Consider the following 14,915-nt stretch of genomic DNA (forward strand, 5'->3'; position numbering starts at 1 on the left):
TCAGTACGTCACTGACAAAGCACCGCTGGCGGCGTTGCGCCTCCTTGCCGTACAGCCGTACTGTCTGCCTCGGCGCGCCTTGCCAGCGGCGCTTTGTCAGCGACTCTTAATCTAAAAACTGCTTACGCGGGCTCGCGCAGGTGCCAGTCGGTCGCTTGCTGGAACTGGTGCGCCACGTTCAGCAGGCGGGCCTCGTCGAAATAATTGCCGATGATCTGAAGGCCCACGGGGCGCTTGCCGTTCTTCTCACCCTGACCGAAGCCGCAGGGGATCGACATGCCCGGCAAACCGGCCAGGCTGGTGGACAGCGTGAAGATGTCGGCCAGGTAGTTGGCGACCGGGTCGTTGGTCTTGTCGCCCAGATCCCACGCGACGGTGGGCGACACCGGGCCCATGATCACGTCGCACTGGCGGTTCTCGCCGGCCAGCGCGTTCTGGAAGTCCTGCGCGATCAGGCGGCGGATCTTCTGCGCCTGCAGGTAGTAGGCGTCATAGTAGCCGTGCGAGAGCACGTAGGAGCCGACCAGGATGCGGCGCTTCACTTCTTCGCCGAAACCTTCCGCGCGCGACTTCTTGTACATGTCGGCCAGGTCCTTGTAGTCCGCGGCGCGATGGCCGTAGCGCACGCCGTCGAAGCGTGACAGGTTGGACGATGCTTCAGCCGGGGCGATCACGTAGTACACAGGGATGGACAACTCGGTCTTGGGCAGCGAGATGTCAACCAGCGTGGCGCCCAGCTTCTCGAACTCGGCCAGCGCGGCGCGCACGGCCTGCTCCACATCCGCGGCCAGGCCGGCGCCGAAGAATTCCTTCGGCACGCCGATGCGCAGACCTTGCAAGCTGTCATTGAGCGAGCGGTTGAAATCTTCCTTGGGACGCTGCAGGCTGGTGGAATCGCGCTCGTCGAAACCGGTCATGGCGTTCAACAGCAGGCCGCAGTCTTCGGCGGTCTTGGCGATCGGGCCGCCCTGGTCCAGCGAAGAGGCGAAGGCGATCATGCCGAAGCGCGACACGCTGCCGTAGGTCGGCTTGATGCCGGTCACGCCGCACAGCGAAGACGGCTGGCGAATCGAGCCGCCGGTATCGGTGGCGGTAGCGGCCGGCGCCAGGCGCGCGGCCACGGCGGCGGCCGAACCGCCCGAGGAGCCGCCGGGCACGGCGGTCTTGTCCCACGGGTTCTTCACCGGGCCGTAGAAGGAATTCTCGTTGCCCGAACCCATCGCGAACTCGTCGCAGTTGACCTTGCCCAAGGTCACGGCGCCGGCCTGGTTGAACTGATCCACCACGGTCGCGTCGAACGGGCTCACGTAGTTCTGCAGCATCTTCGAGCCGGCGGTGGTGCGCCAGCCGCGGGTGACGAAGATGTCCTTGTGGGCGATCGGGATGCCGGTCAGCGGGCCGGCGTCATTGCCCGCCAGGCGCGCGTCGGCGGCCTTGGCCTGGGCCAGCGTCAGTTCGCGGTCCACGTGCAGGAAGGCATTGAGGTCGCTGGCGTCGATGCGGTCGAGGAACAGCGTCGCCAGTTCGGCGGCGGAAATCTTGCGCGCTTGCAGTTGCGCGGACAGTTCTTTGAGAGTGAGCTTGTGCATGAGTAATCGTTTCGCGGCAGGTCGGGCTATCGGGCGTGTCTTGGCGGCGCCGGGGTTTATTCGATGACCTTGGGCACCAGGTACAGGCCGTCCTGGGTTGCCGGGGCCGGTTGCTGATAGTCCTCGCGGCGATTGGACTCGGTCACCGCATCTTCGCGCAGGCGCAGGGCCAGCATGGGCTCGATGGCGGCGATCGGATGCGACAGCGGTTCCACGCCGGTGGTGTCGACGGCCTTCATCTGCTCCACCAGGTCGAAGATACCGTTGAGCTTTTCCAGCGTTTGCTCGGCCTGGGCGTCGGTCAGCTCCAGGCGGGACAGGTTGGCGATGCGTTTGACGTCGGAAAGGGCTAGGGACATGGTCGAAAGGGCGCGCCGGGCGCGCTGCATGATGTTGAATGGTGATCGGCGCGGGCCGGCGCCGGATGCAAGCGCATTTCCGGGCGCTGCCGGGTCCGGGAAGGCCCGCTTGCGGGAGGCGCTTCCGGGACGTGCGGTTCGGCAGTCGAAAAGACGGCTAAACCGCGCCAAATGGCCGCCAACGGGCTTCAAAGGCCCGGAATTTTTGGCTGTTCCGCTTGCTGGTTTCTGTGGGATTATAAGGTAGAATGTCGGATTAATGCCTTGCTGGCGCCGGTTTTTCGCGTCGCCGCGGTCATGAACGAACACCCCCCCTATCAAAAAGCTAGGCGCCCCGCGAGGGCGCATCAGGACAATTCATGTTTGGATTTTTACGCAGTTACTTCTCCAACGACCTGGCGATCGACCTGGGCACCGCGAACACGCTGATCTACGCGCGCGGCCACGGCATCGTGCTGGACGAACCCTCGGTTGTGGCCATTCGCCAGCAAGGCGGCCCCAACGGCAAGAAAACCATCCAGGCAGTGGGCAAGGAAGCGAAACAGATGCTGGGCAAGGTGCCCGGCAACATCGAGGCGATCCGCCCGATGAAGGACGGCGTGATCGCCGACTTCACCGTCACCGAGCAGATGCTGAAGCAGTTCATCCGCATGGTGCACGACTCCAAGCTGTTCCGCCCTTCCCCGCGCATCATCATCTGCGTGCCCTGCGGCTCGACCCAGGTGGAACGCCGCGCGATCCGCGAATCGGCGCTGGGCGCCGGCGCCTCGCAGGTGTACCTGATTGAAGAGCCGATGGCGGCGGCAATCGGCTCCGGCCTGCCGGTGTCGGACGCAACCGGCTCGATGGTGGTCGACATCGGCGGCGGCACCACCGAAGTGGGCATCATCTCGCTGGGCGGCATGGTCTACAAGGGTTCGGTGCGCGTGGGCGGCGACAAGTTCGACGAAGCCATCGTCAACTACATCCGCCGCAACTACGGCATGCTGATCGGCGAGCAGACCGCCGAGGCGATCAAGAAGGAAATCGGTTCGGCCTTCCCGGGCTCGGAAGTCAAGGAAATGGAAGTCAAGGGCCGCAACCTGTCCGAAGGCATCCCGCGTTCCTTCACCATCTCCAGCAACGAAATCCTGGAAGCGCTGACCGACCCGCTGAACAACATCGTGTCGGCCGTCAAGAACGCGCTGGAACAAACCCCGCCGGAACTGGGCGCCGACATCGCCGAAAAGGGCATGATGCTGACCGGCGGCGGTGCGCTGCTGCGCGACCTGGATCGCCTGCTGATGGAAGAAACCGGCCTGCCGGTGATTGTGGCCGAAGACCCGCTGACCTGCGTGGTGCGCGGCTCGGGCATGGCGCTGGACCGCATGGACAAGCTGGGCTCGATCTTCTCGGCCGAGTAAGCCTCCTTCAGCATCAGCAGCCGGCGCCAGACGCCGGCTGCGCATTTCTGTAGCAAGCAACACCATTACCGGGGAACCGATACGTTCGTCATGACGCAGTTCACACCGACTTGCCCCACGGCGCGGATCACCGTTCCGCCCTTGGCGCAGGCTCGGCTGGCGGACCGTTCGATGAAGAATGCATCGGCTCCCCTTTTCATATCGTTTTCGACGCAGGAAGTGAGTGCCCCCTCCTGCAGCCGGCCGCAGGCAGCGCATGCTGCGGCCCTGCAGGCGGCCTGACGCCATGGAAATCCCACCACTCTTCAAGCAGGGCGCCTCGGCCCGCGTGCGCGTCACCATCTTCGCCCTGTTGTCCGTCGTGATGCTGGTCGTGGACGCGCGCATGCACGTGCTGGGCACGATACGCCAGGGCATCGGCGCGGTGCTCTATCCGTTCCAGACGGTCGCCATGGTGCCGCGCGACGCAGCCATGAACGTGGCCGACTACTTCACGTCGATCACCGCGCTGCAAAAGGAAAACCAGGGCCTGCGCCAGCAGCAGATCGTCAATTCGCAGCTGATGCAGCAGGAACGCCAGCTGGCCGCCGAGAACGCGCAGCTGCGCAAGCTGCTGGACATGCAGCAGAAGGTGCCGGTCAAGTCCATCGTCGGCGAGATCCTGTACGACGCGCGCGACCCCTTCACCCGCAAGATCATCTTGAACCGCGGCTCCCAGCAGGGCGTGGCCACCGGCCAGCCGGTGATCGACGAAGTCGGCATCGTGGGTCAGGTCACGCGCGTGTTTCCGTTCACCTCCGAAGTCACGCTGCTGACCGACAAGGATCAAGCAATCCCGGTCCAGGTGCTGCGCAACGGCCTGCGCAGCGTGGCCTACGGCCGCGGCCAGACCGGCGCGCTGGACCTGCGCTTCATGCCGGCCAACGCCGACATCCAGAAGGGCGACACGCTGGTGACCTCCGGCATCGACGGCGTCTATCCGCCGGGCCTGTCGGTGGCCACCGTGGTGCTGATGGAAACCCGTTCGGCCGACTCCTTCGCCCGCATCGTCTGCCAGCCGCTGGCCGGCATCGACCGCCATCGCCAGCTGCTGATCCTGCTGGTGGAACAAAACCTGCCGCCGCGCCCGGAACCTGAAGCCGTCGATGAAAAGTCGGCCAAGCTCTTCAAGCGCCGCCTGCGCGACAGCACCCGAGACACCTCCGCCGACGACGCCAACGCCACGCCCAAGGACAAGCCTGCCGACGAGCGCAAAGGCGCGGCCAACGTGACCCCGCCCGCCGCAGCACCAGCCGCGCCTGCCGCAGCGCCGGCGGCGGCTCCTGCGGCCAAACCGGCCGCCAAGGAAAACGCACGATGAACGATCATTACATCCTCCTGCCGGCCAACCCGCTGTTCATCGCGTTCAGCCTGGTGGTGGCCTTCCTGTTGAACCTGATGCCCTGGGGGCAGATGGTGGGCGTGCCCGACTTCGTGGCGCTGGCGCTGGTGTTCTGGAACATCCACCAGCCGCGCAAGGTCGGCATCAGCGTGGCCTTCCTGATGGGCCTGCTGATGGACGTCAACGAAGCCACCCTGCTGGGCGAGAACGCGCTGGCCTACACCCTGCTGTCCTATTTCGCCATCATGATCCACCGCCGCGTGCTGTGGTTCCCGCTGCGCACGCAGGCGCTGCACGTGCTGCCGCTGCTGCTGCTGACGCAGGCGGTGCAGCTGGTGGTGCAGCTGCTGGTGACCGGCAAGTTCCCGCACTGGTTCTACTTCAGCGAGAGCGTCATCTCCGCCATCCTGTGGCCGGTGGTGAGCCTGCTGCTGCTGGCGCCGCAACGCCGCGCGATCAACCGCGACGAAAACCGCCCTATTTGATGAGCCGGCAGCAGCATGACCGAATTCAAGAACACCGCGCATGAGCTGAAGCTGTTCAGGCTGCGCCTGGTCGCGGGCAGCGCCCTGGTGCTGATCTGCTTCAGCCTGCTATTGGCGCGCTTCCTGTGGCTGCAGGTGGTGCGCCACGACGCCTATGCCGCCCAAGCCGAGGAAAACCGCATCTCGGTGGTGCCCATCGTGCCCAACCGCGGCCTGATCCTGGACCGCAACGGCGTGGTGCTGGCGCGCAATTACTCCGCCTACACGCTGGAAATCACGCCCTCCAAGATCAAGACCAACATCGACGACCTGATCGACGAGCTGGGCACGCTGGTGGAGATCCAGCCGCGCGACCGCCGCCGCTTCCGCCGCCTGCAGGACGAATCCAAGAACTTCGAAAGCGTGCCGATCCGCACCCGCCTGACGGATGAGGAGGTGGCCAAGTTCACCGCCCAGCGCTACCGTTTCCCCGGCGTGGAGGTGCAGGCGCGCCTGTTCCGCCAGTACCCTTACGGCAAGACCGCGGCGCACGTGATCGGCTACATCGGCCGCATCAGCCAACGCGACGCCGAACGCATCGCCGACTCCGACGACGAGGCCAATTACAACGGCACCGACTACATCGGCAAGGAAGGCCTGGAAAAGAGCTACGAGTCGCAGCTGCACGGCACCACCGGCTACGAGGAAGTGGAAATCTCGGCCAGCGGCCGCGCCGTGCGCTCGCTCTCGCGCACGCCGGCCACGCCGGGCAAGAACCTGATCCTGTCGATCGATATCGAGCTGCAGAAGGTAGTGGAAGAAGCCTTCGGCGACCAGAAGGGCGCGCTGGTGGCGATCAACCCGGCCACCGGCGACATCCTGGCCTACGTCTCGCAGCCTTCCTACGACCCCAATCTGTTCGTGGAAGGCATCGACCAGCAGAGCTGGGACGAGCTCAACAAGTCGCCTGACCGACCGCTCTTGAACCGTCCGCTCTCCGGCACCTACTCGCCCGGCTCGACCTACAAGCCGTTCATGGCGCTGGCGGCGCTGGAACTGGGTCGCCGCCGTCCGCAGGACGCCATCCGCGACCCCGGCTACTTCATCCTCGGCAACCACCGCTTCCGCGACGACAAGGAAGGCGGCCACGGCGTGGTCGACATGTACCGCTCGATCGCCATTTCCTGCGACACCTATTACTACATGCTGGCCAACGATATGGGCGTGAACGCGATCCATGACTTCATGAAGCCGTTTGGCTTTGGCCAGATCACCGGCATCGACCTGGAGCATGAAAAGCGCGGCATCCTGCCTTCCACCGAATGGAAGCGCACCGCTTTCCGCAAACCCGAGCAAAAGCGCTGGATCGCCGGCGACACCGTCTCGTTGGGCATCGGCCAGGGCTACAACAGCTTCACCCCGCTGCAGATGGCGCAGTCGATGTCGGTGCTGGCCAACAATGGCGTGGTGATGAAGCCCCACCTGGTGAAGATCATCGAGGACGGCGTGACCCACGAGCGCACCGAGACCGTGCCCAAGGAAAGCTACCGCATCCCGCTGAAGCAGGAGAACATCGACTTCATCAAGCGCGCCATGGTCGGCGTGGTCAAGGAAGGCACCGGCCGCGCGGCGTTCGCCGGCGCGCCCTATGAGTCCGGCGGCAAGACCGGCACCGCGCAGGTGGTGAACATCGCCAAGAACCAGAAGTACGACTCCAAGAAGCTGTCCCGCATCTACCACGACAACGGCCTGTATATCGGCTTCGCGCCGGCCGACGCGCCGCGCATCGCGATCGCGGCGGTGGTCGAGAACGGCGGCTGGGGCGCCGGCGTGGCCGCGCCGCTGGTGCGCAAGGCCATGGATTATTTCATGCTGGGCAAGCGCCCCAACGAGCCGATCAAGTCGGTGGCGCCGGCCGAGCCGATCCCGGCCGACACGCCGGTCGAAGGCCCGACCGCCGAAGACAGCGGCAACACGCCAACCGTCCAGCCGGACGTGCAGGAGTGAGGATGGCATTCGTTTATCATTCCCGTGCGCGCCGCATCCTGGCCGGCGCCGCGGACCAAGCAAGGGAGCCGGCATGAGCCTGCAACGCCCCCCTCTGTGGCAAATCGTCAAGCCCCACCTGACGGTGTTCGACGGCGCGCTGTCGCTGATCGTGTTCCTGATCCTGTCGGTGGGCATCGTCACGCTGTACTCGGCCGGCATGAACTTCCCGGGCCGCGTGGAAGACCAGTTGCGCAACATCCTGATCGCCTTCGTGGTGATGTGGATTGCCGCCAACGTCTCGCCCCAGCTGCTGCTGCGGCTGGCGGTGCCGGTCTATACGGTGGGGGTGACGCTGCTGATCGCGGTGGCCCTGTTCGGCATCATCAAGAAGGGCTCGCGCCGCTGGCTCAACATCGGCGTGGTGGTGCAGCCGTCCGAAATCATGAAGATCGCCATGCCGCTGATGCTGGCCTGGTACTTCCAGAAGCGCGAGGGCATGCTGCGCTGGGACGCCTTCCTGGTGGCCACGGTGCTGCTGATGATCCCGGGCTTCCTGATCATCCGCCAGCCCGACCTGGGCACGGGCCTACTGGTGCTGGGCGCCGGCTTCTATGTGATCTTCTTCGCCGGCCTGCCGTGGAAAGTGCTGGCGGGCCTGTTCGTGGCCGGCGCGGCCAGCCTGCCGGTGGTGTGGTCGTTCATGCACGACTACCAGCGCCAGCGCATCATGATGCTGATCGACCCGACCTCCGACCCGCTGGGCAAGGGCTTCCACATCATCCAGTCGACCATCGCGATCGGCTCGGGCGGGGTCACCGGCAAGGGCTGGCTGATGGGCACGCAAACCCACCTGGAATTCATCCCCGAACGCACTACCGACTTCATCTTTTCGGTCTACTCGGAAGAGTTCGGCCTGATCGGCAACGTGGTGCTGCTGGTGCTGTACCTGATGCTGGTGGCGCGCGGCATGATGATCGCCGGCAACGCGCCGACGCTGTTCACGCGCCTGATGGCCGGCTCCATCACGATGATGTTTTTCACCTATGCCTTCGTCAACATGGGCATGGTCAGCGGCATCCTGCCGGTGGTCGGCGTGCCCTTGCCGTTCATGAGCTACGGCGGCACCGCGCTGGTGACGCTGGGCCTGGGCACCGGCATCCTGATGAGCATCCAGCGCCACCGCAAGCTGGTGCAGACCTGATTCAAGCGCGTTCTCAAGCGCGTTCGCCGGCCCCGCATCGGGCCGCGATGAACTTGCCCCACTGACGAGTTGTCAGCCATGCTGCGATGCACTCTGGTATCGTTTCGAAAAATTTCGGCCGGACACAGCGGCCGCATTGTTCAAGCGTCATCAGGACGACCTCGATTGCGGGCCTGCGCAAGCCGCCCGCGACGTGCCGCCTGGCGACGCCCAACCGGGAATGCGACCCACCATGCGATCAATATCAATCGAACAATATGGCAAGGCGCTGCGCCTGACGGCACTGGCAATTCCGGTGCTGCTGGCAGCCTGCAGCACCACACCGCCCGCCTCGCGCCAGACCACGGCGCAAGCGCCCGCACCGACCAAGGCGACGGGCTCGACCCGTCCCAACAACGCCCCGGCCTTGCCGGCAGCCGGCTCCGGCCGCGGCGGCTACTACAAGGATGACGGCCCGGGCGACCACATCCCCGATGGCCTGCTCGACGTGGCCGACGCCGAACCGCAGGTGGAGCCGCTCTCCAGGGCTGCCAGCAAACCCTATGTGGTGTTCGGCAAGACCTATGTGCCGGTGACCGACAACCAGCCCTTCATCCAGCGCGGCATCGGCAGCTGGTACGGCAAGAAATTCCACGGCCAGAAAACGTCCTCGGGCGAGCTCTACGACATGTACAAGATGACGGCCGCGCACCCGACGCTGCCGATTCCGTCCTATGCCCGCGTCACCAACCTGAAGACCGGCAAGCAGGTGATCGTGCGCATCAACGACCGCGGCCCGTTCCATTCCAGCCGCATCATCGACCTGTCCTACACCGCGGCGCTGAAGCTGGGTTACCTCGGCAGCGGCAGCAGCGAACTGGAAGTCGAGCGCATCCTGCCGGAAGAGGCGCAGCGCATGGCCGATGCGCGCCGCAACGGCACCCAGCTGGCAGCGGCCGATCCGATCAACAACGCGGCCGACACCGGTGCCGGCGTATCCACCGGCGCGGTGACCATCGCCTCGGTGAGCTCGCAGAACATGGCGCCGCAGCCGACGGTGGCCGCGGTGCAGCCGATCAATGCCACCACCTCCAGTTCAGCCGACGGCGCCGGCATGGCGGGCGGCGGCGGCATCATCAACGCGGTGGCCAGCGGCTCGGCACCCTCCCCGGCGATGCCGCAGGCAGTGCCGCTGTCGGCCGGCTATTACCTGCAGTTCGGCGCCTATTCGCAGGAAACCAATGCGCTGCAGGCGCGCGACAAGCTGCTGCCCAGCCTCTCGGGCGTGATCGACAGCCTGCAGGCGGTGCAGGTCAACGGCCTGTATCGCCTCTACGCCGGACCCTATCCGACCCGCCCGGCGGCGCAAAATGCCGCGCTGCTGGTGCGCCAGCGCAGTGCCGGCACGCCGTTCGTGGTCGAACGCTGAGCCACGGCCTTCCTTCCGGCGCGCTGCTGACGCGGGCGCCGGAAGCCGTTCTTCCTTGCGGCTTCTCCTTGCCGTTCTTCCCCTGCGCCCATCGCGGCGCACTTCCTCGCGGAGCGCACACATGCACCCCTATCTCGCCCTGGGCATCGCCATCGTCTCCGAAGTCATCGCCACCTCGGCGCTGCGCGCCTCCGACGGTTTCTCGCGCCTGTGGCCGTCGGTGATCGTGGTGGCCGGCTACGGCCTGGCGTTTTTCTTCCTGTCGGTGACGCTGAAATCGATCCCCGTGGGCATCGCCTACGCCATCTGGTCGGGGTTGGGAATCGTGCTGATCTCGGCGGTGGCCTGGATCGCGTTCGGCCAGAAGCTGGATGCGCCGGCCATCATCGGCATGGGCCTGATCATGGCCGGCGTGGTGGTGTTGAACGTGTTTTCCAAATCGTCGGCGCATTGAGCGCCGGGGCGGCTGTTCAGACGCCGTCCTTGATTTCCAGCGCGCGCTCGTAGAGCGCGTTCTTCTTCTTGCCGGTAATCTGGGCCGCCAATGCCGCAGCCTGCTTGACCGGCAGCTCTTCCAGCAGGATGCGCAGCACGCGTTCGGCCTCGGCTTCATCGCCGTCGGTTGCCGGCGCGCCCTGCACCAGCACCACGAACTCGCCGCGCTGGCGATTGGCGTCGGCTTCCAGCCAGGCCGGCGCTTCACCCAGCGGGCAGCGATGGATGCTCTCGAACAGCTTGGTCAACTCACGCGCCAGCACCACTTCGCGCGCAGGGCCGAAGGCCTTCTGCATCGCCTGCACGGTCTCGACGATGCGGTGTGGCGCTTCGTAGAACACCAGCGCAGCCTGCACCGCGGCCAGCTCCTGCAACGCCGCCTCGCGCTGGCGCGGCTTGGACGGCAAGAAGCCGACGAAGTGGAAGCGCTCGTCGGTGAAGCCCGACGCCGACAGCGCGGTCACCGCAGCCGACGCGCCCGGCAGCGGTACCACCTGCAGGCCGGCGGCGCGCACTGCCTCGACCACGCGGGCGCCGGGGTCGGACACGGCCGGTGTGCCGGCGTCCGAGACCAGCGCGATGCGCTGGCCGGCGCGCAGACGCTCGACGATCTTGGCAGCAGCTTCGCGCTCGTTGTGCTCGTGCGCCGCCAGCAGCTGCTTGGACAGACCGTAGCGCTGCAGCAACTGGCTGGTGTTGCGGGTGTCCTCGCAGGCCACGGCGTCGGCCAGGGTCAGCACGTGGAGCGCGCGCAACGTGATGTCGCTGACGTTTCCGATGGGCGTGGCCAGCACATATAATGCCGACACCGGATAGTTTTGCTGGGCGGCATCAGACAGGATGGAAGCGGCTGCGCTCGAATTCTGATTCATTGGAGGAGGCGGGATGTTCAATGTATTGAAGAAAATGGCCGCACTGGCGGGCTTCATGGGCGGCATTGCCGGGTTGTGGCTGCCGACCGGCTCCGCTGCGGCAGCCGACAGTGTACCTCTGCTGGCGCAAGCCGCCCCTGCAACATCGGCGGTACCGGCCGCCCCAACCGATCCCGCCGCCGCCCAACTGCCGCCGGGCGCCACCATGCCGGCTTCCCCGCCGGTGCGCATGGCGTTGTTGCTGCCCAACCGCAACGGCATGTTCGGCGCCGCCGCCGACGCGGTGCGCACCGGTTTCCTGACCGCCTATTCGCGCCAGAAGGAAAACATCCAGCTGGCCATCGTCGAGACCGGCGACTCGGTGCAGGACATGCAACGCGCCTATGACGACGCCTCCGCCAAATATGACATCCTGATCGGCCCGCTCTCGCGCAGCGCCGTCACCGCGGTGGCGCAAAGCGGTCGCGTCAGCAAACCCACCATCGCGCTGGCCCAGCCTGACCTGCCCGGCGAGACCGAGGCCCAGCTGCCGCCGCTGATGCTCACCGTGGGCCTGTCGATCGACGACGAGGCGCGCCAGGTGGCCAACTGGGTCGAGAAAGAGAAGCGCCCGGGCAAGATCTTCGCGATCGCCACCTCGGTGGCCTGGCAAAAACGCGCCGTGCGCTCCTTCCAGGCGCGCGCCCGGCAGCTCGGCCTGGCGGTCGAAACGCTGGAGCTGACCACGCCCAACAACGCGCTGTCGGCGCCGGGCCTGGCCCAGCTGACCAAGCGCGTGGAGCAGGAAAAGCCGGCGCTGATCTTCGCCGCGCTGGACGCCTCCCAGGCGGTGCAGCTGCGCAGCGCGATCGGCACCGAGCTGCCGGTCTACGGCACCTCGCAGATCAACCCGTTCACGCTCAATCGCGACAATCCCAACGACAAGATGCCAGAGCTGGACGGCGTGCGCCTGATCGACATCCCCTGGCAGCTGGAGCCGGACAACGTCGCCGTATCGCGCTACCCGCGCCCGGCCGGCAATGAGGGCGACCGCCCCAATGCCGACCTGGCGCGCCTGTACGCGCTGGGCATCGACAGCTATCGGGTGGCGCGCGAAATCGCCCTGCGTCGCTCGGGCTTCGACCTCGACGGCGTCACGGGACGCCTGAACGTGAACATGGTCGGCGGCGGCGCCACTTATTTCCAACGTCAGGAAACCCAGGCGGTGTTCCAAGACGGCCTGCCGGTGCCCATCGCCGACCAGTACTGAGGCCGTCGCCATGGGCCTGTTCGACGCCCTGCGGCGCCAGCCGCCCGCTGATGCAGCCGATGCCCGCACCGCCCGCCAACGCACCGGCGACGCCGCCGAAGACGCCGCGCTGGCCCACCTGCGCCGGCACGGGCTGGAACTGGTGGATCGCAATTTCCGCTGCAAGGGCGGCGAGATCGACCTGGTCATGCGCGACGGCGCCTCGCTGGTCTTTGTGGAGGTACGCGCCCGGGCCAGCGGCTCGCATGGCGGCGCGGCGGCCAGCGTCACCCCGGCCAAGCAGCGCCGCCTGATCGTGGCCGCCCATTCCTTCCTGCAACGCTATGCCTCGCCGCCGGCCTGCCGCTTCGACGTGATCGGCTTCGACGGCGAACGCATGGACTGGCTGCGCAACGCCATCGAGGCCTGATTGCTCGGCGGCCGGCGCGCAGCGGTATCATGTCAGGGTCGCCGGCCTGACACCTTTCTTTACGATTTGTGCGGGCGAGGCCCGCTCCAACTCATCTATAATCCCAGCCACTATGACCAATCCACGCATCCTCGCCCACTTTCAGGAAAGCGCCGACCTGAAGCTGAAGGCCGCCAACGTGCTGGCGCAACCGATCGAACAGGCGATTGAACTTATGTTCACCGCGCTGTCGAATGGCAACAAGATTCTTGCCTGCGGCAACGGCGGTTCGGCCGCCGACAGCCAGCACTTCGCGGCCGAACTGGTGGGACGTTTCGAGCGCGAGCGCCTGCCGCTGCCGGCGATTGCCCTGACCACGGACACGTCCATCCTGACCGCGATCGGCAACGACTACAGCTACATGGAAATCTTCTCGAAACAGGTCCAGGCCTTCGGCCAGGCGGGCGACGTCTTGCTGGCGTTCTCCACCTCGGGCAATTCGGGTAACGTGCTGGCGGCCATCGAAGTGGCCCACGAACGCGACATGCGCGTCGTGGCGCTGACCGGCAAGGGCGGCGGCAAGATCGGCAAGATCCTCAACGACACCGACGTCCACATCTGCGTGCCGCATGACCGTACCGCGCGCATTCAGGAAGTGCACCTGGTGTCCCTGCACTGCATTTGCGACGGCATTGACGTCGCGCTTTTTGGAGATGATACGAATGAGTGATGCACGATCGCTGTTGACAAGAATGCGCCGCCCGCTGGCGGTGGTGGCGCTGGGCGGCATGCTGGCCCTGAGCCTGCAAGGTTGTTTCGCGGTGCTGGCCGGCGGTGCGATCGCCGGCACCTTCGCCGCCACCGACCGCCGCACGCTGGGTGCGCAGACTGAAGACAAGTCGATCGTGGTCAAGGGCGAGAGCCGCATTCCCGAAGTGGTCGCGGCCGGTTCCCACGTCAACGTGACCGCCTTCAACCGCAAGGTGCTGCTGTCGGGCGAGGTGGTGGACGACGCCTCCAAGCAGGCGGCGGTGCGCGAGGCCAAGGCCATTTCCAACGTCGATACGGTGTACGACGAGCTGCAGGTCGGCCCGGCCTCCAGCTTCGGCTCGCGCTCCAGCGACGCGCTGATCACCAGCAAGGTCCTGGCCAGCCTGGTGGACGACAAGCAGCTGTATTCCAGCGCCTTCAAGATCACCACCGAGCGCGGCATCGTCTACATGATGGGTCGCGTGACCCAGCGCGAAGGCCAGCGCGCCGCCCAGATCGCCAGCGGCGTGGCGGGCGTGCAGAAGGTCATCACGCTGTACGAATACATCACCGAAGAAGAACTGCAGGAGTACCAGCGCAAGCCGGCCAGCGAGAACAAGGGCACCAGCTGATTCTTCCCGCTGTCGCCTGATGCATGTCAAACCGCCGGCTTGTCCGGCGGTTTTCACATCCGGCGCCCGGCCGCACGATTCGGCGCGGGAAGCTATAATGGTCGGGTTTTCTTTCCGGCATCGGAGCACCCCATGCAAGCACAGGCAACCTCCCCGCGCAGCGGCCTCTGGATCAAGCTGGCCGGCCTGGCCGTAGTCGCCGTCATCGCCGCGTTCGCCTTCTTCAAGGTGAACGCCGGCAACGCCGCGCCTGACGTCACCTTCACCCGACTCGATGGCCAGCAGGTCGCCCTCAAGGATTTGCGCGGCAAGGTCGTGATGGTCAATTTCTGGGCCACCAGCTGCACCACTTGCGTGGGCGAGATGCCGCAGATGATCGAGACCTACAACAAGTTCAAGGACCGCGGCCTGGACTTCGTCGCCGTCGCCATGAGCTATGACCCGCCGAACTACGTCCTGAACTACACCGAAACCCGCAAGCTGCCCTTCCAGGTCGCGCTGGACACCCAGGACAAGCTGGCCAACGCCTTCGGCGACGTCAAGCTGACCCCGACCACCTTCGTGATCGGCAAGGACGGCAACATCATCAAGCGCTATGTCGGCGAACCGCAGTTCGCCGAGCTGCACCAGCTGCTGGAGAAGGCGCTGGCTGCGGCCTGAGCCCGCCATCTTGCCTTCATGACAAAACGCCGGCCGTCGCCGGCGTTTTTTTATGCCGGGCGCACACGCCGCCGG

At 65.9% G+C, this 14,915-nt stretch carries 15 protein-coding genes; 12 read left to right on the top strand and 3 right to left on the bottom strand.

Annotated features, from left to right (window positions below; genetic code table 11):
• Nucleotides 1-122: 122 nt before the first annotated feature.
• Complete coding sequence (gatA, locus tag J8I26_RS08925; RefSeq protein ID WP_209606239.1) at nt 123-1,589, bottom strand: Asp-tRNA(Asn)/Glu-tRNA(Gln) amidotransferase subunit GatA; 1,467 nt, start codon at nt 1,587-1,589, stop codon at nt 123-125.
• Nucleotides 1,590-1,645: 56 nt separating this feature from the next.
• Entirely contained in the window at nt 1,646-1,948 is a 303-nt protein-coding gene (gatC, locus tag J8I26_RS08930; RefSeq protein WP_209606241.1) for an Asp-tRNA(Asn)/Glu-tRNA(Gln) amidotransferase subunit GatC, read from the bottom strand.
• A gap of 359 nt (nt 1,949-2,307) precedes the next feature.
• On the opposite strand from gatC, the gene J8I26_RS08935 reads away from it, so the two are divergent.
• From J8I26_RS08935 to J8I26_RS08965, 7 genes are all read left to right on the top strand, one after another.
• The gene (locus J8I26_RS08935) at nt 2,308-3,351 is read left to right on the top strand and encodes a rod shape-determining protein (RefSeq protein WP_006465688.1); all 1,044 of its coding nucleotides are present in this window, start codon (nt 2,308-2,310) and stop codon (nt 3,349-3,351) included.
• Between the two features lie 286 nt (nt 3,352-3,637).
• Nucleotides 3,638-4,711 (top strand): rod shape-determining protein MreC, encoded by a 1,074-nt coding sequence (mreC, locus tag J8I26_RS08940; protein WP_209606243.1) that lies wholly within the window; start codon nt 3,638-3,640, stop codon nt 4,709-4,711.
• Nucleotides 4,708-5,217, top strand: coding sequence for a rod shape-determining protein MreD (gene mreD, locus J8I26_RS08945; RefSeq protein WP_209606245.1), 510 nt, complete (start codon nt 4,708-4,710; stop codon nt 5,215-5,217). The genes mreC and mreD overlap by 4 nt, the downstream gene beginning before the upstream one ends.
• 15 nt (nt 5,218-5,232) lie before the next feature.
• Nucleotides 5,233-7,203 (top strand): penicillin-binding protein 2, encoded by a 1,971-nt coding sequence (gene mrdA / locus J8I26_RS08950; protein WP_209606247.1) that lies wholly within the window; start codon nt 5,233-5,235, stop codon nt 7,201-7,203.
• Nucleotides 7,204-7,276: 73 nt separating this feature from the next.
• Nucleotides 7,277-8,386 (top strand): rod shape-determining protein RodA, encoded by a 1,110-nt coding sequence (gene rodA, locus J8I26_RS08955; protein ID WP_209606249.1) that lies wholly within the window; start codon nt 7,277-7,279, stop codon nt 8,384-8,386.
• A 232-nt stretch (nt 8,387-8,618) separates the two neighbouring features.
• Entirely contained in the window at nt 8,619-9,794 is a 1,176-nt protein-coding gene (locus J8I26_RS08960; protein WP_209606251.1) for a septal ring lytic transglycosylase RlpA family protein, read from the top strand.
• Nucleotides 9,795-9,915: 121 nt separating this feature from the next.
• Entirely contained in the window at nt 9,916-10,248 is a 333-nt protein-coding gene (locus tag J8I26_RS08965) for an SMR family transporter (protein ID WP_209606253.1), read from the top strand.
• A gap of 16 nt (nt 10,249-10,264) precedes the next feature.
• On the opposite strand, the gene rsmI is transcribed toward J8I26_RS08965, so the two are convergent.
• Nucleotides 10,265-11,161, bottom strand: a complete 897-nt coding sequence (gene rsmI, locus J8I26_RS08970; protein ID WP_209606255.1) for a 16S rRNA (cytidine(1402)-2'-O)-methyltransferase — start codon at nt 11,159-11,161, stop codon at nt 10,265-10,267.
• 13 nt (nt 11,162-11,174) lie between these two features.
• Here rsmI and J8I26_RS08975 point away from each other — a divergent pair, with 13 nt between their 5' ends.
• The 5 genes from J8I26_RS08975 (at nt 11,175) to J8I26_RS08995 (ending at nt 14,840) form a co-directional block, all read left to right on the top strand.
• Nucleotides 11,175-12,410, top strand: coding sequence for a penicillin-binding protein activator (locus tag J8I26_RS08975; RefSeq protein WP_209606257.1), 1,236 nt, complete (start codon nt 11,175-11,177; stop codon nt 12,408-12,410).
• A gap of 10 nt (nt 12,411-12,420) precedes the next feature.
• Nucleotides 12,421-12,819 (top strand): YraN family protein, encoded by a 399-nt coding sequence (locus J8I26_RS08980; protein WP_209606259.1) that lies wholly within the window; start codon nt 12,421-12,423, stop codon nt 12,817-12,819.
• A gap of 112 nt (nt 12,820-12,931) precedes the next feature.
• Nucleotides 12,932-13,528, top strand: coding sequence for a phosphoheptose isomerase (locus J8I26_RS08985; protein ID WP_209606261.1), 597 nt, complete (start codon nt 12,932-12,934; stop codon nt 13,526-13,528).
• Nucleotides 13,521-14,180 carry a BON domain-containing protein gene (locus J8I26_RS08990; protein WP_209606269.1) on the top strand — a complete coding sequence of 220 codons (660 nt, stop codon included), beginning with the start codon at nt 13,521-13,523 and terminating at the stop codon, nt 14,178-14,180. The genes J8I26_RS08985 and J8I26_RS08990 overlap by 8 nt, the downstream gene beginning before the upstream one ends.
• 132 nt (nt 14,181-14,312) lie before the next feature.
• Nucleotides 14,313-14,840, top strand: coding sequence for a TlpA disulfide reductase family protein (locus J8I26_RS08995; protein WP_209606270.1), 528 nt, complete (start codon nt 14,313-14,315; stop codon nt 14,838-14,840).
• Nucleotides 14,841-14,915: the final 75 nt, after the last annotated feature.

The organism is Herbaspirillum sp. LeCh32-8 (genome assembly GCF_017814915.1).
GTDB lineage: Bacteria > Pseudomonadota > Gammaproteobacteria > Burkholderiales > Burkholderiaceae_D > Herbaspirillum.